This is a genomic window from Mesorhizobium sp. WSM4840 (assembly GCF_055811755.1).
In genome coordinates this window covers 243,120-270,001 of the sequence record NZ_JBVVQD010000001.1, presented here as the reverse complement: position 1 = coordinate 270,001, position 26,882 = coordinate 243,120, and the positions used below count along the sequence as shown (strand labels likewise).

Annotated in this window: 26 protein-coding genes and 1 tRNA gene; 22 read left to right on the top strand and 5 right to left on the bottom strand. The window is 64.0% G+C overall.

The genetic code is table 11. The features are described 5' to 3' along the window. Nucleotides 1-54 precede the first annotated feature (54 nt). Nucleotides 55-144, bottom strand: a tRNA-Ser gene (locus AC0L3I_RS01455). Between the two features lie 336 nt (nucleotides 145-480). Here AC0L3I_RS01455 and AC0L3I_RS01450 point away from each other — a divergent pair. From AC0L3I_RS01450 to AC0L3I_RS01440, 3 genes are all read left to right on the top strand, one after another. After that, on the top strand, nucleotides 481-1,131 hold the full coding sequence (locus AC0L3I_RS01450; RefSeq protein WP_473525724.1) for a 50S ribosomal protein L21: 651 nt from the start codon (nucleotides 481-483) through the stop codon (nucleotides 1,129-1,131). Nucleotides 1,132-1,230: 99 nt separating this feature from the next. After that, complete coding sequence (gene rpmA / locus AC0L3I_RS01445) at nucleotides 1,231-1,500, top strand: 50S ribosomal protein L27 (protein WP_023678077.1); 270 nt, start codon at nucleotides 1,231-1,233, stop codon at nucleotides 1,498-1,500. A 118-nt stretch (nucleotides 1,501-1,618) separates the two neighbouring features. Then, entirely contained in the window at nucleotides 1,619-2,206 is a 588-nt protein-coding gene (locus AC0L3I_RS01440) for a GNAT family N-acetyltransferase (RefSeq protein WP_123151138.1), read from the top strand. A gap of 10 nt (nucleotides 2,207-2,216) precedes the next feature. Here AC0L3I_RS01440 and AC0L3I_RS01435 read toward each other — a convergent pair whose 3' ends face one another. Further along, nucleotides 2,217-3,086, bottom strand: a complete 870-nt coding sequence (locus AC0L3I_RS01435) for an endonuclease/exonuclease/phosphatase family protein (protein ID WP_473525723.1) — start codon at nucleotides 3,084-3,086, stop codon at nucleotides 2,217-2,219. Between the two features lie 114 nt (nucleotides 3,087-3,200). Here AC0L3I_RS01435 and obgE point away from each other — a divergent pair, with 114 nt between their 5' ends. The 5 genes from obgE (at nucleotide 3,201) to AC0L3I_RS01410 (ending at nucleotide 8,930) form a co-directional block, all read left to right on the top strand. Continuing rightward, nucleotides 3,201-4,229 (top strand): GTPase ObgE, encoded by a 1,029-nt coding sequence (gene obgE / locus AC0L3I_RS01430; RefSeq protein ID WP_473525722.1) that lies wholly within the window; start codon nucleotides 3,201-3,203, stop codon nucleotides 4,227-4,229. A gap of 2 nt (nucleotides 4,230-4,231) precedes the next feature. Next, entirely contained in the window at nucleotides 4,232-5,395 is a 1,164-nt protein-coding gene (proB, locus tag AC0L3I_RS01425; protein WP_473525721.1) for a glutamate 5-kinase, read from the top strand. 3 nt (nucleotides 5,396-5,398) lie between these two features. Next, a complete protein-coding gene (locus AC0L3I_RS01420; protein WP_473525720.1) occupies nucleotides 5,399-6,685 on the top strand; it encodes a glutamate-5-semialdehyde dehydrogenase in 1,287 nt (428 codons plus the stop codon). A gap of 266 nt (nucleotides 6,686-6,951) precedes the next feature. After that, on the top strand, nucleotides 6,952-7,539 hold the full coding sequence (locus tag AC0L3I_RS01415; protein ID WP_473486382.1) for a nicotinate-nucleotide adenylyltransferase: 588 nt from the start codon (nucleotides 6,952-6,954) through the stop codon (nucleotides 7,537-7,539). A gap of 95 nt (nucleotides 7,540-7,634) precedes the next feature. Continuing rightward, nucleotides 7,635-8,930 (top strand): MFS transporter, encoded by a 1,296-nt coding sequence (locus AC0L3I_RS01410; protein WP_473525719.1) that lies wholly within the window; start codon nucleotides 7,635-7,637, stop codon nucleotides 8,928-8,930. 23 nt (nucleotides 8,931-8,953) lie between these two features. Here AC0L3I_RS01410 and AC0L3I_RS01405 read toward each other — a convergent pair whose 3' ends face one another. Beyond that, the gene (locus AC0L3I_RS01405) at nucleotides 8,954-9,808 is read right to left on the bottom strand and encodes a mechanosensitive ion channel family protein (RefSeq protein ID WP_473525718.1); all 855 of its coding nucleotides are present in this window, start codon (nucleotides 9,806-9,808) and stop codon (nucleotides 8,954-8,956) included. Between the two features lie 240 nt (nucleotides 9,809-10,048). Here AC0L3I_RS01405 and rsfS point away from each other — a divergent pair, with 240 nt between their 5' ends. From rsfS to AC0L3I_RS01365, 8 genes are all read left to right on the top strand, one after another. After that, complete coding sequence (gene rsfS, locus AC0L3I_RS01400; RefSeq protein ID WP_023800052.1) at nucleotides 10,049-10,426, top strand: ribosome silencing factor; 378 nt, start codon at nucleotides 10,049-10,051, stop codon at nucleotides 10,424-10,426. Nucleotides 10,427-10,508: 82 nt separating this feature from the next. After that, nucleotides 10,509-10,991, top strand: a complete 483-nt coding sequence (gene rlmH, locus AC0L3I_RS01395; RefSeq protein WP_473525717.1) for a 23S rRNA (pseudouridine(1915)-N(3))-methyltransferase RlmH — start codon at nucleotides 10,509-10,511, stop codon at nucleotides 10,989-10,991. A gap of 136 nt (nucleotides 10,992-11,127) precedes the next feature. Further along, complete coding sequence (locus tag AC0L3I_RS01390; protein WP_473525716.1) at nucleotides 11,128-12,504, top strand: murein hydrolase activator EnvC family protein; 1,377 nt, start codon at nucleotides 11,128-11,130, stop codon at nucleotides 12,502-12,504. Nucleotide 12,505: 1 nt separating this feature from the next. Beyond that, complete coding sequence (locus tag AC0L3I_RS01385; protein WP_095495435.1) at nucleotides 12,506-13,831, top strand: S41 family peptidase; 1,326 nt, start codon at nucleotides 12,506-12,508, stop codon at nucleotides 13,829-13,831. A 132-nt stretch (nucleotides 13,832-13,963) separates the two neighbouring features. Continuing rightward, on the top strand, nucleotides 13,964-15,133 hold the full coding sequence (locus AC0L3I_RS01380) for a divergent polysaccharide deacetylase family protein (protein ID WP_473525715.1): 1,170 nt from the start codon (nucleotides 13,964-13,966) through the stop codon (nucleotides 15,131-15,133). Between the two features lie 2 nt (nucleotides 15,134-15,135). Further along, the gene (locus AC0L3I_RS01375) at nucleotides 15,136-15,657 is read left to right on the top strand and encodes an RNA pyrophosphohydrolase (protein ID WP_473525714.1); all 522 of its coding nucleotides are present in this window, start codon (nucleotides 15,136-15,138) and stop codon (nucleotides 15,655-15,657) included. An 89-nt stretch (nucleotides 15,658-15,746) separates the two neighbouring features. Continuing rightward, a complete protein-coding gene (gene alr, locus AC0L3I_RS01370) occupies nucleotides 15,747-16,898 on the top strand; it encodes an alanine racemase (RefSeq protein ID WP_473525713.1) in 1,152 nt (383 codons plus the stop codon). 159 nt (nucleotides 16,899-17,057) lie between these two features. Next, nucleotides 17,058-18,314 carry a D-amino acid dehydrogenase gene (locus tag AC0L3I_RS01365; protein ID WP_473525712.1) on the top strand — a complete coding sequence of 419 codons (1,257 nt, stop codon included), beginning with the start codon at nucleotides 17,058-17,060 and terminating at the stop codon, nucleotides 18,312-18,314. Between the two features lie 96 nt (nucleotides 18,315-18,410). Here AC0L3I_RS01365 and AC0L3I_RS01360 read toward each other — a convergent pair whose 3' ends face one another. Further along, nucleotides 18,411-19,292 (bottom strand): LysR family transcriptional regulator, encoded by an 882-nt coding sequence (locus AC0L3I_RS01360; protein ID WP_473525711.1) that lies wholly within the window; start codon nucleotides 19,290-19,292, stop codon nucleotides 18,411-18,413. Nucleotides 19,293-19,672: 380 nt separating this feature from the next. Between AC0L3I_RS01360 and AC0L3I_RS01355 the strand changes: the two genes are divergently transcribed. The 3 genes from AC0L3I_RS01355 to AC0L3I_RS01345 all read left to right on the top strand — a co-directional run bounded on the left by AC0L3I_RS01355 (nucleotide 19,673) and on the right by AC0L3I_RS01345 (nucleotide 22,369). Next, nucleotides 19,673-21,169 (top strand): CoA-acylating methylmalonate-semialdehyde dehydrogenase, encoded by a 1,497-nt coding sequence (locus AC0L3I_RS01355; protein WP_473525710.1) that lies wholly within the window; start codon nucleotides 19,673-19,675, stop codon nucleotides 21,167-21,169. Between the two features lie 310 nt (nucleotides 21,170-21,479). Next, the gene (locus AC0L3I_RS01350) at nucleotides 21,480-21,779 is read left to right on the top strand and encodes a hypothetical protein (RefSeq protein WP_473525709.1); all 300 of its coding nucleotides are present in this window, start codon (nucleotides 21,480-21,482) and stop codon (nucleotides 21,777-21,779) included. 275 nt (nucleotides 21,780-22,054) lie between these two features. Next, the gene (locus AC0L3I_RS01345; RefSeq protein WP_473525708.1) at nucleotides 22,055-22,369 is read left to right on the top strand and encodes a hypothetical protein; all 315 of its coding nucleotides are present in this window, start codon (nucleotides 22,055-22,057) and stop codon (nucleotides 22,367-22,369) included. 81 nt (nucleotides 22,370-22,450) lie between these two features. Here AC0L3I_RS01345 and AC0L3I_RS01340 read toward each other — a convergent pair whose 3' ends face one another. After that, nucleotides 22,451-23,143, bottom strand: coding sequence for a GntR family transcriptional regulator (locus tag AC0L3I_RS01340; RefSeq protein WP_473525707.1), 693 nt, complete (start codon nucleotides 23,141-23,143; stop codon nucleotides 22,451-22,453). A gap of 69 nt (nucleotides 23,144-23,212) precedes the next feature. Here AC0L3I_RS01340 and AC0L3I_RS01335 point away from each other — a divergent pair, with 69 nt between their 5' ends. The 3 genes from AC0L3I_RS01335 to AC0L3I_RS01325 all read left to right on the top strand — a co-directional run bounded on the left by AC0L3I_RS01335 (nucleotide 23,213) and on the right by AC0L3I_RS01325 (nucleotide 26,567). Next, nucleotides 23,213-24,106: a dihydrodipicolinate synthase family protein gene (locus AC0L3I_RS01335; protein WP_473525706.1), complete on the top strand. Its 894-nt coding sequence runs from the start codon at nucleotides 23,213-23,215 to the stop codon at nucleotides 24,104-24,106. A 196-nt stretch (nucleotides 24,107-24,302) separates the two neighbouring features. Further along, the gene (locus AC0L3I_RS01330; RefSeq protein WP_473525705.1) at nucleotides 24,303-25,553 is read left to right on the top strand and encodes an NAD(P)/FAD-dependent oxidoreductase; all 1,251 of its coding nucleotides are present in this window, start codon (nucleotides 24,303-24,305) and stop codon (nucleotides 25,551-25,553) included. Between the two features lie 12 nt (nucleotides 25,554-25,565). After that, complete coding sequence (locus AC0L3I_RS01325; protein WP_473525704.1) at nucleotides 25,566-26,567, top strand: 4-hydroxyproline epimerase; 1,002 nt, start codon at nucleotides 25,566-25,568, stop codon at nucleotides 26,565-26,567. Nucleotides 26,568-26,882: the final 315 nt, after the last annotated feature.

Genomic DNA, 26,882 nt, shown 5'->3' with positions numbered 1-26,882 from the left:
CTGCCTAAAATTGGGCCGAAAAAGCGTAGTGAAAGCAGTTATTTAGCGGCTTTCTGGCGGAGAGGGAGGGATTCGAACCCCCGATGGGCTTGCACCCATGCCGCATTTCGAGTGCGGTGCATTCGACCACTCTGCCACCTCTCCGCGGTCATGGTCCGCCGTTGCCGGCGCGGCGCACTAGATAACGGCTGGACGGACAGGTTACAAGGGCCAATCTGCCCGGCGATCCGGCTTCTTGTCGGGCTTGCCGCCCGGCTCTCGGTGTTGCCGCGCGCTAGGCCTGAACGTTCGGCTGCTCGCTACTGGCCGTTGCCTGGCCGTTTGCCTTGACTCGCGCCGAACCTTCGGTTAGGGACAGCGCGCAATCGGCGTGGAGGGTTCTTCCGCGCCGCTTGTTTTTTGAACCCGCAGACTGACAAAAAGACGGCCGAACCGCCTGAAGCGGTTCATCAAGGCCGACCGAACAGCGAAAGGCAAAAAATGTTCGCAGTCATCAAAACGGGCGGCAAGCAGTATCGCGTCGCCGCCAACGATCTCCTGAAGATCGAAAAAGTCGAAGGCCAGGTCGGCGATATCGTTGAGATTGGCCACGTGCTCGCGCATGGCGAGGGCGAGAATGTCACGTTCGGCGCGCCGTTCGTCGACGGCGCCCTGGTCACCGCCGAAGTCGTCGAACAGGGCAAGAACCGCACGGTCATCGCCTTCAAGAAGCGCCGCCGGCAGAATTCGCGCCGCAAGATCGGCCATCGCCAGCTTTTGACCACCGTGCGGATCGCCGAGATCCTGCTGGATGGTGCCAAGCCGACGAAAAAGGCCGCGGCCAAGACCGAGGCAAAGGCTGCTCCGAAGAAGGAAGCCAAGGCAGAGGCTGCGCCGAAGAAGGAAGCCAAGGCAAGCGAAACCGCCGCTCCGCTGTTCAAGGCACCGAAGGGCGAGCCGGACGATCTGACCGTGATCAAGGGCATCGGCCCGGTCGCGGCCGGCCAGTTGAACGAACAGGGCATCACGACCTTCGCCCAGATCGCCAAGCTGTCCGATAAGGATGTCGCCAAGATCGACGAGCATATGCCGTTCAGCGCCGACCAGATCATGGACTGGCGCGAGCAGGCCAAGGAATTAGCAAAGAAGTAAAGCGGCCCGGCGCGATCGTCGCCGGTTCGGACTTGAAACGGAACGCGAACGCGTTCATAAGACCTTTAAGCGCCCGTGCGGCGCATCGGAGTTAGTTAGATGGCACACAAGAAAGCTGGCGGTTCGTCGCGCAATGGTCGCGACTCCCATTCCAAGCGGCTCGGCGTGAAGAAGTTCGGCGGCGAAGCCGTGATTCCGGGCAACATCATTATTCGTCAGCGCGGCACGACGTGGCATCCCGGTACCAATGTCGGCATTGGCACGGATCACACGCTGTTTGCGCTCGAAGCTGGCGCAGTCACCTTCAACAAAAAAGCCAATGGCCGAACCTACGTATCGGTGAACCCGATGACGAAGGCCGCGGAGTAGCCGGTTCCGTACGAGAACACCGGCACCCATCTCGGGAACCGGTGTCTGGCCAAGCCAGGAAATGGATCAGGGGAGATGGGTTTCCATCTCCCCTTTTTCTTGTGCCTGGAGGACTGACATGGTTGCCGAAGCGGAAGATACAGACGGTGAAAGTTACGCGATAGATTGCCCGGTCCTGGTGACCGAGCGGCTGGTCCTGCGGGCGCCGCGCGAAAGCGATATCGAGCAACTGGTGGTGCTCGCCGACAACCGCCACGTCGCCGAGATGCTGGCCCGTATGCCGCACCCCTATGGCGAGGCCGAAGCACGCGCCTTCCTCGCCATGACGGCATCGCGCCGGGCCGGGATTGCCTATGCCTTGACGCTGGCTGGTACTGAAACGTTCGTCGGTTGCGCCGGCCTCAACACCACCGATCGCGGGCTGGAGCTCGGCTACTGGATCGGCGAGCCCTACTGGAAGCGCGGCTATGCGACGGAAGCCGCGCATGCGCTGGTCGACCTCGCCTTCCAGAAGACGGCGATCCAGGTGCTGCATGCCTCGACGCGGGTCATCAATCCGGCCTCGCGCCGGGTCATTCACAAATGCGGCTTCCAATATGCCGGCCAGGGCATGCTGAACTCGATCGTCGCTGGCCAGGTGCCCGTCGAGCGCTACCGTCTCGATCGCAAGACCTGGACCAGCCTGCGGAACTGGGTGCATTTCTGATGGACGCCGGTCAGGCCATCTCGACCCAGACCGGCAGGTGGTCCGAGCCGACTGCTTGCCGGTCGACCCACAGGCGCTTCAGCGATTTGGCGAGCGAGGCGCTGGTGAAGACATAGTCGATGCGCTTGTGGCGGCTGGCATTGTCAGGCCGCTTGGGGTCGACCCAGGTGACGAGATCGGCGCCTGTGGCGGCAAGGCGCAGGGCGACATCGACGGCAAGATCGGCGGTCACCGGCATGCCGAATTCGTGATCCAGGCGGCCGGTGAGTTCGACATATTCCGGCGATCCGGCCAGCATGTTGAAGTCGCCCATGACGACGAAGCCTTCGGGACAAGGCAGGTCTGGCAGGCCAACTTCGGCGACGCCCGACAGCGCGCCGCCCTCGATCGCATAGTTCAACAGGCGCTGGCGCAGAAACCGGATCTGGCTGGCGCGTTCGACCGGGCTGCGATGGTCGAGATGGGTGGAATAGAAGCGGATGAAACCAAGCGGCGTCTCGATCAGCGCCTCCAGTGCGCCGCGCTGGAAATTCATCACTTCGAAACTGCGGCTGCGCGGCAAGAGGAGATTGCGCGACAGATGAACGGGCGTTTTCGACAGCACCATGTTGCCGAGCTGGAAGGTGGTGGTGATGGCGCGGCCGTTTTCCAGACGCGAGCCGATATTGGCCTCGAAATTGCTGCCGTAGACGGCGAAGTATTCGGGCAGCGCCTCGCCGAGCTCGGCCACCATGTCGCGGCCACCATTGTTGGGGTTGTTGCGCGAGACCTCCTGCAGCGCGATCACGTCGGCGCCGCGCACGGCATCGGCGATGCGGCCGACATCGTAGCGGCCGTCAAGACCGACGCCGTAATGGATGTTGTAGGTTACGAGCTTCATTGCGACTCCGGCCATGTTCATAAACAGCCTCGCCCTTCGCCCCGCCTTGGTTTAGAGCAGTGCCGAAGGTTTAGAGCAATGCCGCAAGGCCACTAGCAGAAACTCAGCAATCCGATGAAATTTCTCGATCAAGCCAAGGTCTACATCCGCTCCGGCGACGGCGGCGCCGGTTCGGTGTCGTTCCGGCGCGAAAAGTTCATCGAGTTCGGCGGCCCCGATGGCGGCGACGGCGGCCGTGGCGGCGATGTCTGGGTGGAGGCGGTCGATGGGCTGAACACGCTGATCGATTATCGCTATCAGCAGCATTTCAAGGCCAAGACCGGTACGCACGGCATGGGCCGCAACATGACCGGCGCCAAAGGCGCCGACGTCACGCTGAAAGTGCCGGCGGGAACGCAGGTCTTTGCTGAGGACAACGAGACGCTGATCTGCGACCTGACTGTGGTCGGCCAGCGCTTCCTTTTGGCCAAGGGCGGCAATGGCGGCTTCGGCAACCAGCATTTCAAGACCTCGACCAACCAGGCGCCGCGCCGCGCCAACCCCGGCCAGCCGGGCGAAGAGCTCAACATCTGGCTCAGGCTCAAGCTGATCGCCGATGCCGGCGTGGTTGGCCTGCCCAATGCCGGCAAGTCGACTTTTCTCGCCGCCGTCACCGCAGCCAAGCCGAAGATCGCCGATTATCCCTTCACCACGCTGCATCCGGGTCTCGGTGTGGCCCGCATCGACGGGCGCGAGTTCGTCATCGCGGATGTTCCCGGCCTGATCGAAGGCGCGCATGAAGGCGTCGGCATCGGCGACCGTTTCCTCGGACATGTCGAACGCACGCGCGTCCTTCTGCACCTCGTCTCCGCGCAGGAAGAAAATCCGGGGAAGGCCTACAAAACCGTTCGCGCCGAACTCGACGCCTATGGCCATGGGCTGGTCGAGAAGGTCGAGATCGTAGCACTTTCCCAGGTCGACACGCTCGATGCCGACGCACGCAAGAAGAAGGTCGCTTCGCTGAAACGCGCCGCCGGCCGCGCGCCGATGCTTTTGTCCGCCGTCACCGGCGAAGGCGTCGAAGCCGTTCTGCGGGCGCTGATGGCGGTCGTGGCGGAGGCGCGCGAAGCTGTCGCCACTCCGGTCGAGACGCGCTGGAGATAGCGATGGCCGCGCAGTCGCTGAGAAAATACCGGCGCATCACCGTCAAGATCGGTTCGGCGCTGCTTGTCGACCGCACGACAGGCCTGAAGCGCGACTGGCTGGCCTCGCTTGCCGGCGACATCTCAGTGCTGGCCGAAGGTGGCGCAGAGATCCTCGTCGTGTCGTCCGGCGCCATCGCGCTTGGTCGCACCATTTTAGACCTCGGCAAGCGGGCGCTAAAGCTCGAGGAGAGCCAGGCGGCGGCCGCCGTCGGGCAGATTGCCCTGGCTGGCGCCTGGTCGGATGCGCTCGGCAAGGGCAGCCTGAAATCGGGCCAGATCCTCCTGACGCTCGGCGACACCGAAGAGCGCCGCCGCTATCTCAATGCGCGCGCGACGATCTCGACGCTGCTGAAGATGAAGGCGGTGCCGGTCATCAACGAGAACGACACGGTGGCAACCTCCGAAATTCGCTATGGCGACAATGACCGGCTGGCGGCGCGGGTCGCCACGATGATGGGCGCCGATCTCTTGGTGCTGCTCTCCGACATTGACGGGCTCTACACCGCGCCGCCGGCGCGCGACCCGCAAGCCCGGTTCATTCCGATCGTCGACCGCATCACCGCCGAGATCGAGGCGATGGCAGGTGCGGCCGCTTCGGAGTTTTCGCGCGGCGGCATGCGCACCAAGCTCGACGCCGGCAAGATTGCCACCGCCGCCGGCACTGCCATGATCATCACATCAGGCACCCGCCTGTCGCCGCTGCTGGCGATCGAGCGTGGCGAGCGGGCGACGTTCTTCCGGCCGAGCGCTAACCCGGTCAAAGGCTATAAGACGTGGATCGCCGGGCAGCTCGAACCGGCCGGTCGACTGACCGTCGATGCCGGCGCCATCGGCGCGCTGTTGTCGGGCAAGTCGCTGCTGCCGGCCGGCGTCAAGCTGGTCAGCGGCAATTTCTCGCGCGGCGACACAGTGGCGATCCTGTCGCCCGAAGGCCGCGAGATCGCGCGCGGACTGGTTGCCTACGATGCCGCCGATGCCGTAAGGATTGCAGGCTTGAAAACAGCTGAGATCGAAACCGTGCTTGGCTACGAAGCGCGCTCGGCGATGATCCACCGCGACGACCTTGTGGTGAACCATTCGGGTGACCAAGTAGTGGCCGGTGACCAGGCACATTGCGGAGGATGAGCCATGCTGAAGCTGCATGAAAAATCCCGGGACGACACGGTAGCGCTGATGGCCGATATCGGCCGCCGCGCCCGCGCTGCTGCCCGCCCGCTGGCCATCGCCACGACCGCCGCCAAGAACGCCGCACTTATCGCCATGGCGGAGGCGATTATCCGCCGCGAGCAGGATATTCTCGACGCCAATGCCATCGACATCTCGAACGGCCACGAGTCGGGGCTTTCCGCCTCGTCCATGGACCGGCTGAAGCTCGATCCTGCCCGCATTCGCGCAATGGCCGACGGAATCCGCGAAATCGCCGAATTGCGCGATCCGATCGGCGATGTCATCGCCGCATGGGACCGGCCGAACGGCCTGCATATCGAGCGCGTGCGCACACCGCTCGGCGTCGTCGGCGTCATCTATGAGAGCCGGCCGAACGTGACGGCCGATGCCGGTGCGCTTTGCCTCAAGGCCGGCAATCCGGTGATCCTGCGCGGCGGCTCGGATTCGCTCTACTCCTCGGCGGCTATCCATGCCTGCCTGGTCGAAGGGCTGAAGACGGCCAAGCTGCCGGAGGATGCCATCCAGCTGGTGCCGACCGCCGACCGCGCCGCTGTCGGCGAGATGCTGAAAGGGCTTTCCGGCAATATCGACGTCATCATTCCGCGCGGCGGCAAGAACCTGGTCGAACGCGTCCAGAACGAGGCGCGGGTGCCGGTCTTCGCTCATCTCGAAGGCATCTGCCATCTCTACATCGACCGCTCGGCTGATCTCGACATGGCGGTCAGCATCGCGGTCAACGCCAAGATGCGGCGCACCGGCGTCTGCGGCGCGGCGGAGACGCTGCTGGTCGACCGCGCTGTTGCCTCCACCCATTTGGTGCCGATCCTTGAGGCGTTACGCGCGGCAGGGTGCGCAATCCACGCCGACGCCGAGGTGCTGAAAGTGTTCGCCGACGCCCAGCCGGCGACCGACGCCGACTGGGTGAGCGAATATCTCGATGCCATCATCGCGGCAAAACTAGTCGACGGCGTTGCCGGCGCGATCGAGCATATCGAGAATTTTTCATCGCACCACACCGAGGCGATCGTCGCCGAGGATGCCAGCGCGGTCGAACGGTTCTTCAATGAGATCGATTCGGCGATCCTTCTGCATAATGCCTCGACCCAATTCGCCGATGGTGGCGAATTCGGCATGGGCGCCGAGATCGGCATCGCCACCGGCAAAATGCATGCGCGCGGCCCGGTCGGTGTCGAGCAACTGACCTCGTTCAAGTACCGCGTGCGTGGGACCGGACAGGTGAGGCCTTGAAGCTATTCGCGGTTAGAGCCTGAGAGGCGTGCGCCCAGCCACCCCCCTCTGTCCTGCCGGACATCTCCCCCGCAAGGGGGGAGATCGGATGTCGTTTCTGTTTTCGCCAATCGCCGACGCTGCAAGATTTGCGGCTGCGATGAAGCCGCCAATCTCCCCCCTTGCGGGGGAGATGCCAAGTTTTGGCAAAGAGGGCAGGACAGAGGGGGGTGCTTAGCACGATGCTCTCCCCTTCCGAACAACCCGTCCCCTCTCGCTACCTTCACATGCCGCATGCCGGAAAGGGCTTGGCCGTCGGGCTGTTCGGCGGCTCGTTCAATCCTGCCCATGCCGGCCACGCACTGGTTGCCGAGGTCGCGCTCAGACGTCTGGCGCTCGATCAGTTGTGGTGGATGGTGACGCCGGGCAATCCGCTCAAGAGCGCGCGGGAACTGGCGCCGCTGGCCGAGCGGCTGCGCCTGTCCGAGCAGATCGCCCGGAACCCGAAGGTCAAGGTCACCGCCTTCGAGGCGACCCATTATGTCCGCTTCACCGCCGACACGCTGGCCCTGGTCAAGGCGCGCAACCCGGGCGTCGACTTCGTCTGGATCATGGGCGCCGATTCGCTTCGTGATTTCCACCGCTGGCAGCGCTGGCGTCAGATCGTGATGACGTTTCCGATCGCGGTGATCGACCGCCCTGGCGCGACGCTGTCGTTCCTGTCGTCCGTCGTCGCCAAGACCTTCGATTACGCGCGTGTCGACGAAGGCGACGCGCCGCGGCTCGCCCGCATGAAGGCGCCGGCCTGGACCTTCATCCACGGTCCGCGCTCGTCGCTGTCGTCGACCGCGATCCGCAATTCGGCGAACGGATAGGAGTCTCCTTCTCCCCTTGTTGTGGGAGAAGGGAAGACCGCTGATGTCGCATTTGCGGCTGCTTTTCCCCGATCCGTGGGCGATCCTGCGCCGGCATGGCGATTCTCGAGCGAAACCAGACCAGACGCGATCCGGCGCAGGGCAGTCCGCCAGCCCCGGCGATCGCCATTGCCAGCGTCCTCCTATCGATGGCGCTGGTTGCGGTCGGCAACGGACTGATGTTCGCCTATATCCCGGTCCGGCTCGGCGCCGAGGGCTTCGATCCGACCTGGGCCGGGCTGATCGTCACCGGCCTTTCGGCCGGCGGCCTGGCAGGCTGCATCCTGACCGGTCCGCTGGTGCGGCGCGTCGGCCATGCTCGCGCGTTCATGGCGCTGTCGGCCTTGATCGTGCTGTCGAACGCCGCCGTCGGGGCCGGGCCGCACCCGCTGTCGTGGATCGCAGCACGCGCGCTCTATGGCTTTGCCATATGCGGCTTGTTCATCGTTGCGCAAAGCTGGCTGAACGACGTCGTCGCCAACGCCATACGCGGCAGGGTCATGGCCTTCTTCTACGTCGCCTATGTCGCCGGGCTCGGTGTCGGCTACTCCACACTGGCGCTGATCGACATAAGGGCTGCGGACGCGCCGTTGATCGGCATCGCCTTCACCGCGCTGTCGATCCTTCCTGTTGGGCTGACGCGGCTCGCCCAGCCACCGCCGCCGCAGGCGGCGTCGGTCGCGCTTGGCCGGGCCTGGCGGATTTCGCCGGTGGGCGTGGCCGGCATGCTTGCCGTCGGTGGCCTGTCGATGACGATTTCGGGCTTCGCGCCGATCCATGCCACGGCCAGGGGCTACAGCCAGGCAGATGTGGCGCTGCTTTTGTCGGCGATGCCTGTCGGCACATTGATCCTGCAGATCCCGCTCGGCTGGATTTCCGACCGCACCGACCGGCGCTTTGTGCTGGCCGCCGCTTCGGCGCTTGCCACGGTGGCGGGCCTGTTCGCCCTCGGCTTCGACGGTGGAGCGCTGGCGGCGCTGGTCGTCATCTACGTGGTCTGGGACGGCGCATCGGAATCGATCTATTCGCTGGCCAGCGCGCATGCCGCCGACCGCGCCGGCAAGGACGACATGGTGGCGCTGTCCAGTTCGCTGCTGTTTGCGTGGTCGCTGTCCGGCTTCATCGTGCCCGGCATCGTGACCGGGCTTTCCGCTGTCTACGGAACGCAGGCTTTCATCTATGTGGCCATCGTAATTGCCGCTGCCTTTTGCTTGTTCGTGCTGTGGCGTGTGGTGGCGATGTCGCCTGTTCCCGCTGCCGAGACCGGCAATTTCGCGCCGATGACGGCGCAGGCACCGCTGCCAGTCGACCTCGCTTTCCCATCCGAAGAGCAGCGTCGCGCGTCCAAGTAGACCTACGCCGGCAATTGATTATCTCACTGTCTGGTGGCGGCTTCCTGCCGTGGCGCTTCCGGTGGTGGCGCGGGTATAGAAATGCCTTCGCTGTCGAAAGCCTGCTTGGCGCGTTTGGTGAGATCGATCTGGGTGGCGAAGAAATCCGCAGCCGAGGTCCAGTAGCGCAATGTGATGGCGACGTTGCTGTCGCCGACGGTCGCCACAAAGGCAATCGGCGCCGGCTCCCGCCTGACGCGTCGCTCGGTGGCGGCGACGTCAAGCATGGTCTTCTGCGCGAAATCGATGTCGTTCCAGGAGCCGATGGTCAGCGTGATGTCGCCACGGCGGGCACCGTTGCGCGTATAGTTGCGGACAGGCTGGTTCCACAGCGTCGAATTGGGGGCGAGGATGTAGACGCCATCGACCGTTCTCAGCGTGGTGGCGAACAGGCCGATTTCCTCGATGGTCCCGGCGATGGCGCCGACCTCGACATATTCGCCGATGCGGAATGGCCGCAGCGCCAGCAGCATGATGCCGGCGGCAATGTTCTGCAGCGTGCCCTGCAGCGCCAGGCCGATGGCTAGGCCGATGGCGCCAATGGCGGCAATGATCGAGGTCGTCTGGACGCCGAACTGGCCGAGCACCATGACGACGACGAGGATCAGTATGGCGTAGCGGACGATCCTCGAGAAGAAGTGGCGCAGCGTCGTGTCGAAGCCATGGATATGGCCGAGGCCGGCATAGATCGAGCGCTGGGCAAGGCCGGCGATGGTATAGCCGAGGACCAGCAGGATGACGGCGCCGATGGCCGAGAAGGAGTACGAGAGGATCAGCGCGCTGAGCTGCGCAAGGCCGGACTGCACGGTGAGGAGAGCGTTCTGAGGGTCGATAGGCATGAGGGGGATCCGGTTGGTCAATGCGCCGATAACCCAGGCCAGGCGACAAGAGTTCCGATTTTTCTTCAACTGCGGAACCGGAAGAACGGTTCTTCGTTGGCTACAGCAGGGCTGCAGTCTTGAAACTGCAACGCAACTCTGCCTATCTAAGGGGTGTCACCTGCTTTGAAGGGTGATTTGGTTGTTCTTGCTGCGAAAGGAAATACACTGAGAACAGCACTTTGGAAGAAGGCCGACATCGTGCCTTCGCCGGCCGGGATCAGCGTAAACGACGCCGTGTCCCGCGCCATCAAGACAGTCCTTGCCAGTCTGGAAGACTCCAAGGCCGAAAACATCGTCTCAATCGACATTCAGGGAAAATCGAGCCTCGGTGACTATATGGTCATCGCGTCCGGCCGATCGCACCGTCATGTCTCGGCTGTCGCCGATCATCTCCTCAAGGCGCTCAAGGATGCCGGGCTCGGCACGGCGCGCGTCGAGGGACTGGCCGGCGCCGACTGGGTCCTGATCGATTCAGGCGACATCATCGTCCATGTCTTCCGTCCCGAAGTCCGCGACTTCTACAATCTCGAAAAGATGTGGCAAGCGCCGGACCTCGAGGAAGAGACCCTCCACTGAGCCGCATTTGATTGATGCATGTCGTTTCCCAAAACCGGTGACCACTTTTGGTGACATGCATTAGCGGCTCTTCGAGGCAGGGATGAAAATTACCGTTCATGCCGTGGGCCGGATGAAAGCCGGCCCCGAGAAGCAACTCGCCGACCGGTATTTCGAGCGCTTCGCCAAGAGCGGGCCGGCCGTGGGGCTCGAATTCTCAGGGGTTGTCGAGATTCCTGAGGGCCGCGCCCAGACCGCCAACGAGCGTCGCCGCGAAGAAGGCCAGAAACTGCAGACGCAGTTGCAGCCTGGTACCGCGCTGATGCTGCTCGACGAACGCGGCAAGAGTTTTTCATCCGAGGATTTCGCCGGGCGCATCGGCCTGTTGCGTGATGGCGGGCGCAGGGCACTTGTCATTGCCATTGGTGGTGCCGACGGTCACGATCAGTCGCTGCGCGATCAGGCCGATCTGATGGTGTCGTTCGGCGCGTTGACATGGCCGCACCAACTGGTCCGTGTCATGTTGGGCGAGCAGCTCTACCGGGCCGCCACTATTCTTTCGGGTCATCCCTACCATCGTTCATGAACCCAACCAAAACCGGTGAACCGAGGGCCCAGCCGCGGGGATTTTGGTCCCAGGCCTGGGAGTTTATGCTAGATTGGCGAGGCTTCGAACATGGTTGATGGTTCGTTAACGAAGCCACGCATAGGGTCTGGCTTCAATGTCTGAAGATTGGAAATCGCGAACGGGCTTTTGGCGCGCGCGCTGCGGCTTGGCAGCGGCGGCGCTTATGCTGTCGCTCGGCGCTGCGTGGGCGCAGAACAGGCTCGACATGGCGCCTGACCCGGACCAGAGCCGCGCCGAATACGAACGGGTGTCGAAGGAGATCACGCTGTCGTCCGAGCGGCTGGCCAAGCTCGCCGCCGACATGGCGACGGTCAAGAAGGACCATGCCTCGATCACCGCGGCGCTGATCCAGTCGGCAATGACCGAACAGAAGCTCGGCCAGGACATCGAGGACATCGGTGCCAAGCTGGAAGGGCTGAAGGGCGAGGAGCAGAAAATCCGCGCCTCGCTGGCCGCCAGACGCGACGTTCTGGCCGAGGTGCTGGCCGCGCTGCAGCGCATGGGGCTCAATCCGCCGCCGGCCATCCTGGTCAAGCCGGAGGACGCGCTGTCGTCGGTGCGCAGCGCCATTCTGCTCGGCGCCGTGGTGCCGGAACTGCGCCTGCAGACCGAGATATTGCTGGCGGACCTCAAGGAGCAGTCGCGGGTGACCGCCTCGATCGAGGCGGAGCGGGCGCGGCTGACGGCGGCAGTCGGCGAGCAGACGGCGGAAAAGAAGCGGCTCGGCATGCTGCTCGAAGCCAAGCAGAAACTCGAAGCCGAGACGCAAACGGCGCTGGCGGCGGAAAAGCAGCGATCCGAAGCACTGGCGGCCAAGGCCGGCAGCCTAAAGGAACTGATCGCCTCGCTCGAGGCAGACAAGGCCCGCAAGGCGGCGGCCGCGGCGAAGGCAGCCGAGCAGAAGGCCGCAGAGCAGAAGGCAGCGGGCGCCGACAAGGCTCCGGCGCAGACGGCTCCGGCACAGAAGGCCCCGGAACAGACGGAACTGGCGGCCCTGCCGGTGCCGGAGGCCAACCGGCTCACCGCCGCTGCACCGTTTTCGGCGCTTCTGGGGCAGATCGCGCTGCCCGTCACCGGCAAGATCAAGCGGCGGTTCGGGGCCAGCGACGGTAACGGCGCAGTGATGCTCGGTGACATGGTTGCGACACAATCGGGAGCCATCGTCACCGCGCCAGCGGACGGAAATGTGCTTTATGCGGGACCTTTTCGCTCCTATGGTCAACTCTTGATCCTGAACGCGGGTGACGGCTATCATGTCGTTCTCGCGGGGATGAGCAGAATCAGCGTCGCGTCTGGCCAGTCGGTGCTCGCAGGAGAGCCGGTCGGCGCGATGGGAGAGGCCCGGGTGGCGAGCACCTCGGCATCGAAGAATGGAAATGCCACGCCGGAACTCTATGTTGAGTTCCGCAAGGATGGAAAACCCGTCGATCCGACCCCATGGTGGGCGGACCGTTTCTCTGGAAGGACGTGAGATGATGCGGAAACTTTCGCTTCTGTTTGCCGGTGCGCTGATGGGCGCATCCGCGATGAGCCTGGTCTATGGCGCCCCCGGCTCGACGGCGAACGCTGCGGGCTCCGAGACCTATAAGCAGCTGGCGATCTTCGGTGACATCTTCGAGCGGGTGCGGGCGCAATATGTGACGCCGCCCGACGACAAGTCGCTGGTCGAAAACGCCATCAACGGCATGCTTACCTCGCTCGACCCGCACTCCTCGTATATGAACGCCGAAGAGGCGCAGGACATGCGCGTGCAGACCAAGGGCGAGTTCGGCGGCCTCGGCATCGAGGTCACCATGGAGAACGACCTGGTCAAAGTGATCACGCCGATCGACGATACGCCGGCCGCCAAGGCGGGCGTGCTTGCCGGCGACTATATTGCCAAGATCGACGGCGAGGAGGTTCGCGGCCTGAGCCTCAACGACGCGGTCGAGAAGATGCGCGGGCTGGTCAACACGCCGATCAAGCTCACTATCCTGCGCCAGGGCGCCGACAAGCCGATCGAGCTGACGGTGGTGCGCGACATCATCAAGGTCAAGGCGGTCAAGTTCCGAGTCGAGAACGACATCGGCTACATGAAGATCACCTCCTTCACCGAAAAGACCCATGACGACCTCGAGAACGCCATCGACACCATCAAGAAGCAGGTGCCGAACGAAAAGCTCAAGGGCTACGTGCTCGATCTGCGCCTCAATCCGGGCGGGTTGCTCGACCAGGCGGTGAGCGTGTCCGACGCCTTCCTCACCCGTGGCGAGATCGTCTCGACGCGCGGCCGCGATCCGAAGGACGTCACCCGCTTCGACGCGCGGCCGGGCGACGACATCGACGGCAAGCCGCTGGTCGTGCTCGTCAATGGCGGCTCGGCCAGTGCGTCCGAAATCGTCGCCGGCGCGCTGCAGGATCTGCGCCGCGCCACGGTGGTCGGCACGCAGTCCTTCGGCAAGGGTTCGGTACAGACCATCGTCCCGCTCGGCGAGAACGGCGCGCTGCGCCTGACGACGGCGCTCTATTACACGCCATCCGGCAAGTCGATCCAGGGCAAGGGCATCACGCCCGACATCAAGGTCGACCAGCCGTTGCCGCCGGACCTGCAGGGCAGGGATCTGACGCGCGGCGAGTCGGACCTCAAGGGCCACATCAAGGGCAGCGACGAGGGCGATACCGGTTCGGGCTCGGCAGCCTATGTGCCGCCGGAGCCGAAGGACGACCTGCAGCTCATCTTTGCCGAGCAGCTGCTGCGCGGCGAAAAGACCGATCCGGCGTTCCCGCCGAATCCGGACAAGGCAGTGCTGAACCAGTAGGGGCAGTGCTGAACCGGTAAAGGTCGATCAGCCGGACAACAGGTCTGGCTGCCTGATCGAAGCGATGTAATGCTGCCGGGGCTGCAAGGCCCCGGCAGTTTGATTCGGGGGAACCGCGGCTGGGGATGCGGCTTGGCTGACATCGGCAACGACATCGAACGCCCGCTAGGGCAGGCAGTCCGGCCGCCGCGCGCGGCCCGCAGGATCAGCGCCGGTGTGGTCGCGGCCACGCTTCTGGTGCTGGCCGTAATCGGCGTCTCCGGCGCGATTGCGCTGCGCGAAAGGCCGTTTCGAAAGCCGGAAGAAATCGCCGTTTCGACACCGAAGACGACAGCGGTGGTCGAACCCGCAGTGCCGGCCAAGGAGCCGGCATCGAAGGCGGAAGCAGCATCCAAGATGGGCGGGCCGCAGATCATCCATATGCCGACCGAAGTTGACGGTGGTCCGCCCAAGGCGGCCATTGTCATTCGCGACCCTTCGACGATCGGCCAGAACCTGAGGATCGCGCATATTCCCGACAAGGCGCTGGTCGAGGCCGGCGAAACCGGCCCATTGCCGGTTCGTGCCGCTGACGGCAGGCGGCCGTTCGATGTCTATGCGCGGCCGTGGTCCGGTGCGCGCGGTGCGCGTGTGGCGATTGTCATCGGCGGGCTAGCCGTGTCGCAGACCGGCACGCAGTCGGCCATCGCCAAGCTGCCGGCCGAAGTGACGCTGGGCTTTGCGCCGCAGGGCAACAGCATCGGCCGATGGATGCAGGCGGCGCGGCAGAGAGGCCATGAGATCGTCATGCAGGTGCCGCTCGAACCGTTCGATTATCCGAACGTCAATCCCGGCCGCAACACGCTGACGGTCGCGGCGACGGCGGATGAGAATTTGAAGAATTTGCGCTGGGCGCTGTCGCGGACGACCAACTACACCGGCGTCATGAACTATATGGGCGCGCGTTTTTCGGCCGATGCGGCGGCGATGGGGCCGCTGATGGCCGAACTCGGCACGCGCGGCCTGGCTTATGTCGACGACGGTTCGTCGGCGCGCAGCCTGGCGCCCGACCTGGCGTTGAAAAACGGCGTGCCGTTCGCCGCCGGTGACACGTCGATCGACGCCGTGCGGGATCGCGGCGCCATATTGAAGAAGCTGGACGAACTGGAAGCCACCGCGCGGGCGAAAGGCTTTGCTGTCGGCATCGGCTCGGCCTTCGACCTGACGGTCGACACCGTGTCGTTTTGGGTGAGCGAGGCCAAGAAACGCGGCATCGAGATCGTGCCGATTTCGGCAGTGGCGGTGGATCCGGAAAAAGGTTGAGCATGACGAAGAAAAAACCGGTCGACCCCGAGACGCTGCCTTATCGTCGCTGTGTCGGACTGATGGTCCTCAACGGTGATGGGCTGGTCTGGGTCGGGCATCGCATTGCCGAGCCGGACAGCGAATTCGCCGGCACGACGCAGCTCTGGCAGATGCCGCAGGGCGGCATCGACAAGGGCGAAGAGCCGCTGCAGGCGGCGCAGCGGGAACTCTACGAGGAAACCGGCATGCGCAGCGTCTCGTTGCTGGATGAGGCGCCGAACTGGATATATTACGACCTGCCGGCCCATCTGGTCGGCATCGCCTTCAAGGGGAAATATCGCGGCCAGACGCAAAAATGGTTCGCCTTCCGCTTTCACGGCGACGTCAGCGAGATTGAGATCAATCCGCCACCGGGCGGCCACACCGCCGAGTTCGACAAATGGGCTTGGCGGCCGATGCAGGAATTGCCCGACCTGATCGTGCCGTTCAAGCGTCAGGTCTATGAGGACGTGGTTGCGGCGTTCCGGCATCTGGTTGCGTAGCTTGGCGCAAGCCGCGCTCGCGCCGACCACGGTTGCCGCGTCAGCGCGGTGGCTTTATTGATGGCCAATCCGCTGCAGACGGGGTTGGCATGAACGAGGCCTCCAAAAAATCCCTTTCTGAAAGGGTCGCCGTCAAAGCCGCGCCGATCAGCGAAGCGGCGGCCGGCGCCATATTGACCGTCGATCTCGGCGCCATCCGCACAAATTACCGGCGGCTAAAGGCGCGCTTGGGTGGCGTCGGCTGCGCGGGTGTCGTCAAGGCCGACGGCTACGGGCTCGGCGGGGCCCAAGTGGCGGTGGCGCTGGCGGCCGAAGGCTGCGCTACTTTTTTCGTCGCGCATCCGACCGAAGGGGTCTTGCTGCGCCAGGCGCTCGGCGCACGGCCAGCGATCTATGTGCTGAACGGCATTCAGCCGGGCGCCGAAAGCGAAGCCGTCGACGCGGAGCTGGGCGCCGTCATCAACAGCGCCGACCAACTCGCCGCCTGGCGCGCGGCGGCGCAGCGGGCCGGCCGCAAGCTCAAGGCTGCAATCCAGGTCGACAGCGGCATGTCGCGGCTCGGCATGGCGGCAGCCGAGGTGGCAGCCGTCAATGCCGATCCGCAGGCTTTCGACGGTATCGACGTCAGCTTCGTGATGAGCCATCTCGCTCGCGCCGACGAGCCCGAGCATCCGGCCAACGAGCAGCAGCGGCTGGAATTCGAGCGGCTGCGCAGGATGCTGCCACCGGCGCCGGCTTCGCTAGCCAACTCCTCCGGCATCTTTCTTGGGCAGCCCTTTCATTACGACCTCGCCCGGCCCGGTGCGGCGCTCTACGGCATCAATCCGGCGCCAGCGGTGGAAAATCCGATGCTGCCGGTGGTGCGGCTTCAGGCAAAGGTCATCCAGACGCGCAGCCTCGATAGGGGAGCCGGCGTTGGCTATGGCCATATTTTTCACGTGACCGATTCGCTGGTCGCCGCAACGATCTCGCTAGGCTATGCCGATGGCTGGCATCGACGCGCGGCCTCAGCCGCCTGGTTCGAAAATGTGCGCTTGCCGTTCCTTGGCCGTGTATCGATGGATTCGATCGTTCTCGACATCTCGGCCCTGCCGCCCGACAGGCTGAAGGCGGGCGATCTCGTCGAACTGATCGGACCGTCGCAGACAGTGGACCAGGCGGCCGGCCATGCCGGCACCATCGGTTATGAAATCCTGACCAGCCTCGGACACCGCTTTCACCGGCGCTATGTAAATGGATAGCGCGCGGGCTTTTTTAGGCATGTCGTTGTCCCAAAACCGCTGCGTACTTTTGGGCGACATGCTTGAGCACTTGGCGGACGCCGTAAAATCCGGCAGACAGAAAGCCACGATGCCCCGCCCCAAAACCCCTGACAAGACGTCGTTCTGGAGAACTATGCGATGAAGATCTTCGTGCTTGGCGGCGGCGTTATCGGGGTCACCACCGCTTATTATCTCGCCGAGGCCGGCCATGAAGTGACGGTGATCGACCGCCAGAAGGGCCTGGCGCTGGAAACCAGTTTTGCCAATGCCGGCGAGATTTCGCCCGGCTACGCCTCGCCCTGGGCCGGTCCCGGCGTCCCGTTGAAGGCGATCAAATGGCTGTTGATGAAGCATGGTCCGCTGGTGGTGCGGGCGACTCTCGATCCGCATATGTGGGTGTGGCTGGTCAGGATGCTGCGCAACTGCACGGCCGAGCGCTATGCGGTGAACAAGGCGCGCATGGTGCCTTTGGCCGAATACAGCCGCGACACGCTGAAAGCGCTGCGCGAGGCGACCGGCATCGCCTATGACGAGCGCGCCAAGGGAACGCTGCAGCTTTTTCGCACGCAACAGCAGCTCGACGGCACTGCCGGCGATGTCGAGGTGCTGAAGACATACGGGGTTCCCTACGAGATTCTCGATCCCGACGGCTGCATCGCGGCCGAGCCGGGGCTGGCAGGCGTGCGTGAAAAATTTGTCGGAGGTCTGCGACTGCCGGGCGACGAAACCGGTGACTGCAAAATGTTCACCGACCGTCTGGCCGAGCTCTGCGCGGCGCGCGGCGTTACCTTCGAATACGACACGTCGATCAGGCGGATTGTCCGCAAGCGCAACCGTATCGCCAACATCAATACGAGCAAGGGTTGGAAGGCTGCCGACGCCTATGTGATGGCGATGGGCAGCTATTCGGCCAAGTTCATGCGCAGCCTGAAACGACCCATCCCAGTCTGTCCGGTCAAGGGCTATTCGATCACCGTGCCGATCAAGGATGCTGCCGCAGCACCGGTGTCGACGGTGATGGACGAGACCTACAAGGTGGCGATCACCAGGCTCGGCGGCCGCATCCGGGTCGGTGGCACGGCGGAGATTTCCGGCTTCGACCTGACGTTGCATGAATCGCGGCGGCGCACGCTCGAACATTCGCTCGGCGACCTATTTCCAGGCAGCGGCGACATGCGGTCGGCGACCTTTTGGTGCGGGTTGCGGCCGATGACGCCGGACGGGCCGCCGCTAATCGGCCGCACCGAGTTTTCCAACCTCTATCTCAACACCGGCCACGGTACGCTCGGCTGGACCATGGCCTGCGGCTCGGCCAAGGTCCTGGCCGACATCATTTCCAGCCGGGTGCCGGACATCAATGTCCGCGATCTTGGACCGGAGCGGTACCAGCGGTAGGATCGGAAGGTGCTTCATCCATTTGAGCGGGGTGAGAAACTTGCCGCGCAATTTGGGATCAAGGTCAATACACTTCGCCGCGTCAGATGAATATCGTCAGACGAACAGGCTTCGCTCCCGTTCCACCGCCTTGGTGATGAAGCTCGCGACGATCTGGACGCGGCGCAGCGGTCTGACGGATTCGTGATAGACCAGCCAGTAGGCGCGGCGGATGGGCGCGACAATGTCGACAGCCACCAGTTCCGGCATCGAACGGGCGACGAAGGTGTGCAGGATGCCGATGCCGGCGCCGGAGCGCACCGCTTCGGCCTGGCCGAGTGCCGAGGAGATGGCGAAGCTCGTGCGCCAGTCGGCGCTGAACTCGGCCGCATAGTCGAGCGAGGGGCTGACGATGAGGTCCGGCACATAGCCGATCAGTGCGTGCCGGCCGAGCTCGGCCGGCGTCTGGGGCAGGCCATGCGCTTCGGTATAGGCGCGGGACGCGAACAGGCGGAGCGTGTAATCGACCAGCTTTCCCGCCACCAGCCTGCCTTCGGTCGGCCGCTCCACGGTGATAGCGATGTCAGCCTCGCGTCTGGACAGCGAGAAGGAACGCGGCACCGGCACCAGCTGGATGGTGAGTTCGCGGTGAAGCGCCGTCAGTGCGCCGAGGCGTTTGGCCAGGAAGGCGACGCCGAAACCATCAGGCGCGCCGATGCGCACGGTGCCGGAGACATCGTCGCCTTCGCCCGCCACGATCGAGCGCGCGGCGATCATGTCGCCTTCCATGCGCTCGGCGATGTCAAGGAAACGCTCGCCCGCCGGCGTCAACTCGCTGCCGGTGGTCAGCCGGCGAAAGAGTTTTGCGCGCAGCGCATCCTCGAGTGCGGCGACGCGGCGCGAGACGGTGGCGTGGTTGAGCTCCAGCCGCTTGGCCGCGCCAAGGATCTGGCCGGCACGCGCCACCGCCAGAAAGATGCGGACGTCATCCCAGTTCATGAGGAGGGTCCGGATGACAATCGTCGACGTTGCGTTCCGTGGCACCCCCCTCTGTCCTGCCGGACATCTCCCCCTCAAGGGGGGAGATTGGCAGCTCCGCTGACAGCTCTTCCTTAACAGCGTCGATGTTTGGCGAAGGCAAAGATGACAGCGCAATCTCCCCCCTTGAGGGGGAGATGGCCGGCAGGCCAGAGGGGGGTGTGAAGGAACGCAATCTCTCAATCCCTGCAGCGATGAACCGGCACCCTATCATTTGCGGCAATTGATGCACAGGCGCCGTCCGCTATCTATTTTCCGCACAACGGTTGCGTGTTCGCTCGCGTTGCCATCGGCCGCACAAAGGCGGACAATGCTGCATCACAAATACAGGGAGAGAAACCATGATCGAATACGGTCATTTCATCGGCGGCAAGCGTGTCGCTGGGACCAGCGGCCGCAAGCAGGACGTCATGCAGCCAATGGACGGCACGGTACGCGGCACCGTGGCACTGGCTTCGCAGGCGGAACTGCGCGCAGCGGTGGAAAACGCCAAGGCAGCGCAGCCCGGCTGGGCGGCGACCAACCCGCAGCGGCGCGTGCGCGTGTTGATGAAGTTCCTCGAACTGGTCGCCAGGGAGTATGATGCGCTGGCCGACATTCTGGCTCGCGAACACGGCAAGACCATCGCCGACGCCAAGGGCGACATCCAGCGCGGCCTGGAAGTGGTCGAGGCCTGCATCGGTGCACCGCACATGATGAAGGGCGAGTTCACCGACGGCGCCGGCCCCGGCATCGACGTCTATTCAATGCGCCAGCCGCTCGGCGTCGTTGCCGGCATCACGCCATTCAATTTTCCGGCGATGATCCCCTTGTGGAAGATCGCGCCGGCTATCGCTTGCGGCAACGCCTTCATCCTGAAGCCTTCGGAGCGCGATCCAGGCGTGCCGATGCGCATCGCCGAATTGTTCATCGAGGCCGGCCTGCCGGCGGGCATCCTCAACGTCGTCAACGGCGACAAGGACGCGGTCGACGCCATCCTCGACGACCCTGATATCAAGGCCATCGGCTTCGTCGGCTCGACGCCGATCGCCCAGTACATCTATTCGCGCGGCTGCGCGGCCGGCAAGCGCGTGCAGTGCTTCGGCGGCGCCAAGAACCACATGATCATCATGCCCGACGCCGACATGGACCAGACCGTCGACGCGCTGATCGGCGCCGGCTACGGCTCAGCCGGCGAGCGCTGCATGGCGATCTCGGTGGCAGTCCCGGTCGGCAACGACACCGCCAACCGGCTGATGGACAAGCTGGTGCCGCGTGTCGAAAGCCTGAAGGTCGGCCCATCGACGGATTCGTCCGCAGATTTCGGCCCGCTGGTTACGGCGCAGGCGCTGGAGCGGGTCAAGGGCTATGTCGACACCGGCGTCGGGGAAGGCGCCAAGCTGGTCGTCGACGGCCGCGGCTTCTCCATGCAGGGCTACGAGAACGGCTACTATATGGGCGGCTGCCTGTTCGACCACGTGACCGCCGACATGCGCATCTACAAGGAAGAGATCTTTGGGCCGGTGCTCTCCGTGGTGCGCGCGCCGACTTACGAGAACGCGATCAAGCTCGCCAACGACCACGAAATGGGCAACGGCGTCGCCATTTTCACCCGCGACGGCGACGCGGCGCGCGACTTCGCCTCGAGGGTCCAGGTCGGCATGGTCGGTATCAATGTGCCGATCCCGGTGCCGATCGCATACTACACGTTCGGCGGCTGGAAAGCGTCTTCCTTCGGCGACCTCAACCAGCACGGACCGGACGCGTTCCGCTTCTATACCAAGACCAAGACGGTGACCTCGCGCTGGCCGTCCGGCGTCAAGGACGGTGCCGAATTCGTCATCCCGACGATGAACTAGCCGGACGGTTCCCTGTTTGCGCGCCCTCGCCTTTGGCTGCGGGCGCGGGCAGGCGTCAAGGACGGTGCCGAATTCGTCATCCCGACGATGAACTAGCCGGACGATTAAAGATTGAGCGAAAAAGGCCCGGCCAGAAAACCGGGTCTTTTTGTTGGCCGGTCTCGGCCCGTATCTGCGTGAAGGCTAATGTGATGGAACCAGGCGGCAGCAGAAGTCTTTAAAATTGCAATCCTGCCGCGAAGCAGGCGCGGCAGACCAACCAACGGCGTTGGCGACAGTCTCGGGGGCGGCTGGCGCAAGGAGGTGTCAGATGACGCGTCTAATGGTGACGACACTTTGCGTAGCGGTCGCGGCGCTTTCCGCCGCCCCGGCAACAGCGGCCGACCAATGCGCGCCACGAGCCGACATGATCAAGGCGCTCGGCGAGAAGTTTCGGGAAAATCCGACCGCGCTCGGCGTCGTCAATCCGAATGTGATTGTTGAAGTCTTCGTTTCCGACCAGGGCACCTGGACCATCCTCGCCAGCGACACACGCGGTCAAAGCTGCGTGGTTTCGGTGGGTGAAGGCTGGGAGAGCGCGATGACGACTGCGGCGCTGCCAGGTACCTGAGCCGCCGAGCGGGTGGCAGCCGCCTCAGCATAGCCGCGCGCAGGCCGCGGTTCTCGGCGACGACCTTGAAACGGATCCACGGGCGCCCCAGCGGGCGCCTGCTTGCGCTTTTCGTTGCCGACACCATATATGGAACATAGTGGGAACATTTGGAATCGTCCCGCTGACAGACCGGAACACAGAAAGGAACGACGCGATGACGTCGGAACCGGCCTGGATCGTTCCGGCAAAATGAGGCGTCCCCTTTGCCGGACTGATGGCAAAGGAGGTGCCCTATGGCACGCAAATCGCTGTTCGTCTGGGTGAAAACCGTGGTGCTTGCTGGGGCACTGGCGGTGGGTACGAACGCCGCAAGCGCCCAATATCAATACTGCGTCGAACATGGCGATCTCGTAGCTCACCTGAGCGAGCAGTTCCAGGAAAGACAATTTGCTTTCGGGCTGATCGGCCAGATGGCGATTATGGAAGTCTATGTCGCCGACAGCGGAAGCTGGACGATCATCGTCACCGATGTCACCGGCAGAAGCTGCATCGTCGCGGCCGGCGAACATTGGGAAAACGTGGTGATCCCGACCGACCAGGACGCATGACCGAATTGAGCGATGCTCAGCGCCTGGCAGCCGCCGGATGCACGGAACTCAAAGAGCCGGCCGAAGGTTGCTGCCGATCTCCTAGCGCGTCGCAGCCGTCTCGGCATGGCCGCGCAGCAGCGCCATCAGGCGCTTGGCATCTTTAGCGGCGGCATCTTCGTCGCCGGCGAGGATCGAGCGGATCAGCGCGACGTGGTGCTCTGCCGATTCCGCCAGCCCGGTTTCGGCCTTGTAGCGGAACCAGAAGCGGCGGCTGTGGGTCTGCAAGGGGGCTGCCAGCCGCGCGGCGAAGGGGTTGTCGGCCGCCAGCGCCAGCGCCTCGTCGAGCGCCTTGTCGGCCTGAATGAAGGCCAGCACATTGCCTGATATCACCGCCTTCTGCATCGCCAGTGCCGCATCGTGAAACAGATCGGCGGCGTCACGGGTGACGAAGCGAGCGGCCGAGCGGGCAAGAACCACCTCGACGCCACGCCGTGCATCGAGAACGCGCAACCAGTCGCCGGGATGCAGCGGGGCAATGGCGATGCCGGCACGCGGCCGGACATCCAGCAGTCCCTCCCACGCCAGCCGCTGGATCGCCTCGCGCACCGGCGTGCGGCCGAGCCCCAGCCTGTCGATCAGCGCGCCCTCGGTGATGAAGCTTGAAGGCGCCAGTTCGAGCGTCACGATCATGTGCTCGAGCAGGCGGTAGGCTTTCGCCGCCACTGGCTCGAATGCCGGGCTTGTTTCATTGAATATCAAAGGCGAGCTCCTGATATATTTTTGATATATCATAGCGAAATCCGTGTTGACAGTCGGTTTGTTAATAAATATACGACTGATATATCAGATGGAGCGACCGCCATGTGGACTGGAGTTTTCCCCGCCGTCACGACCAAATTCACCGAGGACGACCGCCTCGACCACGGCGAGATGGAGCGCTGCTTTGCGCTGCAGATGGAGGCCGGCTGCGACGGCATCATCGTCTGCGGCTCGCTCGGCGAGGGGCCGATGCTCTCGCATGACGAGAAGATCGACGTGCTGAAGACCGCGCAGAAGATCGCCGGCAACAAGCCGGTTCTGCTGACGGTCAACGAAGCCGGCACCCGCGAGGCGGCGGCGATCGCGCGCCGCGCCGCCAAAGAGGGCGCTAACGGGCTGATGGTGGTGCCGAGCCCGATCTACCACACCAATGCTGAGGAGACGGTCGCTGCACTGCGCGCTGTCGCCGAGGCCGGCGACCTGCCGGTGATGATCTACTCCAATCGGCTTGCCTATCGCGTCGACGTCACCGTCGACCAGATGGAGGAACTGGCGAAGGACAAGCGTTTCGTCGCCATCAAGGAATCCTCCGACGACATCCGCCGCTCGACCGAAATCATCAACCGACTCGGCGACCGCTACGACCTGTTCACCGGCGTCGACAATCTGGCGTTCGAGGCGCTGTCGGTCGGCGCCATCGGATGGGTGGCGGGGCTGGTCACCGCGTTTCCGCGCGAGACGGTCGCGATCTTCCAATTGATGAAGCAGGGCCGCCGCGAGGAGGCGCTGACAATCTACCGCTGGTTCCGGCCGCTGCTCGACCTCGACGTGTCGACCTATCTGGTACAGAACATCAAGCTTGCCGAAGTCTTGGCGATCAACACCAACGACCGCGTGCGCATGCCGCGCCAGGCGCTGTCGGGCGAGCGCCGCAAGATGGTCGAAAAGATCGTCAGGGATGCGCTGGCGGTGCGGCCGGTGCTGCCACAATTCTAAGGGGTGGCAATGTCGCAGACCCCCTCATCCGGCCGCTTCGCGGCCACCTTCTCCCCGAGGGGAGAAGAGGTCGCCAACGCTGGCGTCAGTCTCTTCTCCCCGACGGGGAGAAGGTGGCCCGAAGGGCCGGATGAGGGGGCTGGCTACAAGGTACCGAGCGATGCGGAGGTCGAGCCATGCAGCGTGGCGCGCAGCCATGAATAGCGATGCTGCAATCGACATCGCCATTATCGGCGGCGGCATCATCGGCATCTGTGTCGCCGCCTATCTGGCCGAGGCAGGACGAAACGTCACGATCTTCGACCGGACGGGGATCTGCGAGGAGACGAGTTCCGGCAATGCCGCCGCCCTGGCCTTTTCCGATGTACTGCCGCTGGCCCACAAGGGCATGATCAGGCATCTGCCGAAATGGCTCGCCGATCCGCTCGGCCCGCTCAGCATCCCGCCCGCCTACCTGCCGAAACTGCTGCCGTGGCTTGTCCGCTTCTGGCGCGCCGGACGAAGCGACCGCTACGAGGCCAGCCTCGCGGCGCAGGCAGGCATGATGCGGCTCGCCGAGGCCGAATGGGCCGGGCTGATGGCGCGCTCGGGCAACGGAAACATGCTGCGCGAGGACGGCTCGCTCGAACTTTACGAGAGCGAGGCCGAGTTCAAGGCGTCACTGCCCGGCTGGGCGGCGAGGCAGCGCTTCGGCATCGGCTTCAGCCATGTCGAGGGCGATGCTCTCGCCGCCTTGCAGCCGGGCCTGTCGTCGCGCTTCGTCAAGGGCACTTTCGTGCCGGGATGGAAGACCGTTGCCGATCCGAAATTATTGGGCAAGGCGATCTGGGCCTATGCCGAGAAGAACGGTGCGCGTTTCGAAAAGGCTCGGATCGACCATGTCGGGGCAGGGCAGGAAGGCGCGACATTGACGCTGGCCGACGGCACGGTGCGGCAAGCAAAATGCCTCGTCATCGCCGCCGGCGCCTGGTCGCATCTCCTAGCGAAACATATCGGCGATCGCATCCCGCTAGAAACCGAGCGTGGCTACAACACGACGCTGCCGAAGACCGCCTTCGACGTGAAGCGGCAACTGATCTTCTCCGGCCACGGCTTCGTCGTCACGCCGCTTGAAACCGGCGTGCGCGTCGGCGGCGCGGTCGAACTCGGCGGCATCGAGCGGCCGCCCAACTACGCCCGCTCGAAGGCGCTGCTCGAAAAGGCCAAAAGCTTCCTGCCGGGGCTTGATACGGCCGGTGGCCGCGAATGGATGGGGTTCCGGCCGTCGCTGCCGGATTCGCTGCCGGTGATCGGTGGCGCCAGGCAGGCCGGCACGATAGTCTATGCCTTCGGCCACGGCCATCTCGGCCTGACCCAGGCGGCTGCCACCGGACGCCTGGTCCGCGATCTCATTCTCGGCCAAAATCCGGTGTTTGATCTTTCTCCGTTTTCTCCGAACCGCTTCTGACGGGATCTAGAAATGGCGCGCCACTCCTTCTTTTGCATCGACGGCCACACTTGCGGCAATCCAGTGCGGCTTGTCGCCGGCGGCGGACCGCTGCTCCAGGGCGCGACAATGATGGAGCGGCGCGCGCATTTCCTGGCCGAATATGACTGGATCCGAACCGGGCTGATGTTCGAGCCGCGCGGCCATGATGTGATGTCCGGCTCGATCCTCTACCCGCCGACGCGGCCCGATTGCGACATCGCCATCCTGTTCATCGAAACCTCGGGCTGCCTGCCAATGTGCGGTCACGGCACCATCGGCACGGTGACGATGGCCATCGGGCACGGGCTGATCAAGCCGAAGACGCCGGGTTTGCTCAGGCTGGACACGCCGGCCGGCCTGGTCACCGCCGAGTACAAACAGGTCGGCGAATATGTCGAGGAGGTGCGCATCACCAATGTGCCGTCCTTCCTCCATGCCGAGGGTCTGACGGTCGAATGTCCGCAACTCGGCGAGATCAGCGTCGATGTGGCCTATGGCGGCAATTTCTACGCCATCGTCGAGCCGCAGAAGAACTATCGCGACATGGCCGACCATTCTGCCGGCGACCTCATCGCCTGGAGCCCGGTGGTGCGGCAGCGGCTCAACGAGAAGTACTCCTTCGTGCATCCGGAGAATCCCGGCATCGACCGGCTGTCGCATATGCTGTGGACGGGTGCGCCGACTGACAGCCAAGCGGATGCCCGCAACGCCGTCTTCTACGGCGACAAGGCGATCGACCGCTCGCCTTGCGGCACCGGCACTTCGGCGCGGATGGCGCAGCTTCACGCCAAGGGCAAGCTTAGGGCCGGCGACGATTTCGTCCATGAATCGATCATCGGCTCGCTGTTCAAGGGCAGGGTCGAGGAAGAGGTCACGGTGGCGGACAAGCCGGCCATCATTCCCTCGATCGGCGGCTGGGCGCGCATGACCGGATTGAACACGATCTTCATCGACGACCGCGATCCGTTCGCGCACGGATTCGTCGTCAAATGAGAGGATCCTGACCCAGGGGAAACGAAAGGAAGGCAAAAACTGGTTGCTTCGGCGGCGCAACGATCCTGCTCATCAACTTATTTTGACGGCGATTCCTTCGAAACGGGGTGCATGTTGAGGCCGAATCGTCAAAGACATTGCGTTATGCCAATGGTAGGGTCCACGATAGTCCAGAGGCCGGATATGAAAAAAAATGGGCGATCGGGCAGCGTGCGGCGAAAACACGCGTTCTGATCGAAAAATCACGTTGCAATCCGGGCTCGAAACTTTACGACTAGGGCAAATACGAAAAGGAATGCGTCTGCATGGGCGACA

Coding starts and splice junctions, on each gene's coding strand:
- AC0L3I_RS01355 (WP_473525710.1), top strand. CDS start 19,673: ATGATCGAATACGGTCATTTCATCGGCGGCAAGCGTGTCGCTGGGACC.
- AC0L3I_RS01330 (WP_473525705.1), top strand. CDS start 24,303: ATGAATAGCGATGCTGCAATCGACATCGCCATTATCGGCGGCGGCATC.
- AC0L3I_RS01335 (WP_473525706.1), top strand. CDS start 23,213: ATGTGGACTGGAGTTTTCCCCGCCGTCACGACCAAATTCACCGAGGAC.
- rpmA (WP_023678077.1), top strand. CDS start 1,231: ATGGCACACAAGAAAGCTGGCGGTTCGTCGCGCAATGGTCGCGACTCC.
- AC0L3I_RS01420 (WP_473525720.1), top strand. CDS start 5,399: ATGCTGAAGCTGCATGAAAAATCCCGGGACGACACGGTAGCGCTGATG.
- AC0L3I_RS01365 (WP_473525712.1), top strand. CDS start 17,058: ATGAAGATCTTCGTGCTTGGCGGCGGCGTTATCGGGGTCACCACCGCT.
- alr (WP_473525713.1), top strand. CDS start 15,747: ATGAACGAGGCCTCCAAAAAATCCCTTTCTGAAAGGGTCGCCGTCAAA.
- AC0L3I_RS01450 (WP_473525724.1), top strand. CDS start 481: ATGTTCGCAGTCATCAAAACGGGCGGCAAGCAGTATCGCGTCGCCGCC.
- AC0L3I_RS01325 (WP_473525704.1), top strand. CDS start 25,566: ATGGCGCGCCACTCCTTCTTTTGCATCGACGGCCACACTTGCGGCAAT.
- AC0L3I_RS01345 (WP_473525708.1), top strand. CDS start 22,055: ATGGCACGCAAATCGCTGTTCGTCTGGGTGAAAACCGTGGTGCTTGCT.
- AC0L3I_RS01410 (WP_473525719.1), top strand. CDS start 7,635: ATGGCGATTCTCGAGCGAAACCAGACCAGACGCGATCCGGCGCAGGGC.
- AC0L3I_RS01385 (WP_095495435.1), top strand. CDS start 12,506: ATGATGCGGAAACTTTCGCTTCTGTTTGCCGGTGCGCTGATGGGCGCA.
- AC0L3I_RS01390 (WP_473525716.1), top strand. CDS start 11,128: ATGTCTGAAGATTGGAAATCGCGAACGGGCTTTTGGCGCGCGCGCTGC.
- AC0L3I_RS01340 (WP_473525707.1), bottom strand. CDS start 23,143: ATGATATATCAAAAATATATCAGGAGCTCGCCTTTGATATTCAATGAA.
- AC0L3I_RS01360 (WP_473525711.1), bottom strand. CDS start 19,292: ATGAACTGGGATGACGTCCGCATCTTTCTGGCGGTGGCGCGTGCCGGC.
- AC0L3I_RS01375 (WP_473525714.1), top strand. CDS start 15,136: ATGACGAAGAAAAAACCGGTCGACCCCGAGACGCTGCCTTATCGTCGC.
- rlmH (WP_473525717.1), top strand. CDS start 10,509: ATGAAAATTACCGTTCATGCCGTGGGCCGGATGAAAGCCGGCCCCGAG.
- AC0L3I_RS01415 (WP_473486382.1), top strand. CDS start 6,952: ATGCCGCATGCCGGAAAGGGCTTGGCCGTCGGGCTGTTCGGCGGCTCG.
- AC0L3I_RS01435 (WP_473525723.1), bottom strand. CDS start 3,086: ATGAAGCTCGTAACCTACAACATCCATTACGGCGTCGGTCTTGACGGC.
- obgE (WP_473525722.1), top strand. CDS start 3,201: ATGAAATTTCTCGATCAAGCCAAGGTCTACATCCGCTCCGGCGACGGC.
- AC0L3I_RS01350 (WP_473525709.1), top strand. CDS start 21,480: ATGACGCGTCTAATGGTGACGACACTTTGCGTAGCGGTCGCGGCGCTT.
- AC0L3I_RS01440 (WP_123151138.1), top strand. CDS start 1,619: ATGGTTGCCGAAGCGGAAGATACAGACGGTGAAAGTTACGCGATAGAT.
- AC0L3I_RS01405 (WP_473525718.1), bottom strand. CDS start 9,808: ATGCCTATCGACCCTCAGAACGCTCTCCTCACCGTGCAGTCCGGCCTT.
- proB (WP_473525721.1), top strand. CDS start 4,232: ATGGCCGCGCAGTCGCTGAGAAAATACCGGCGCATCACCGTCAAGATC.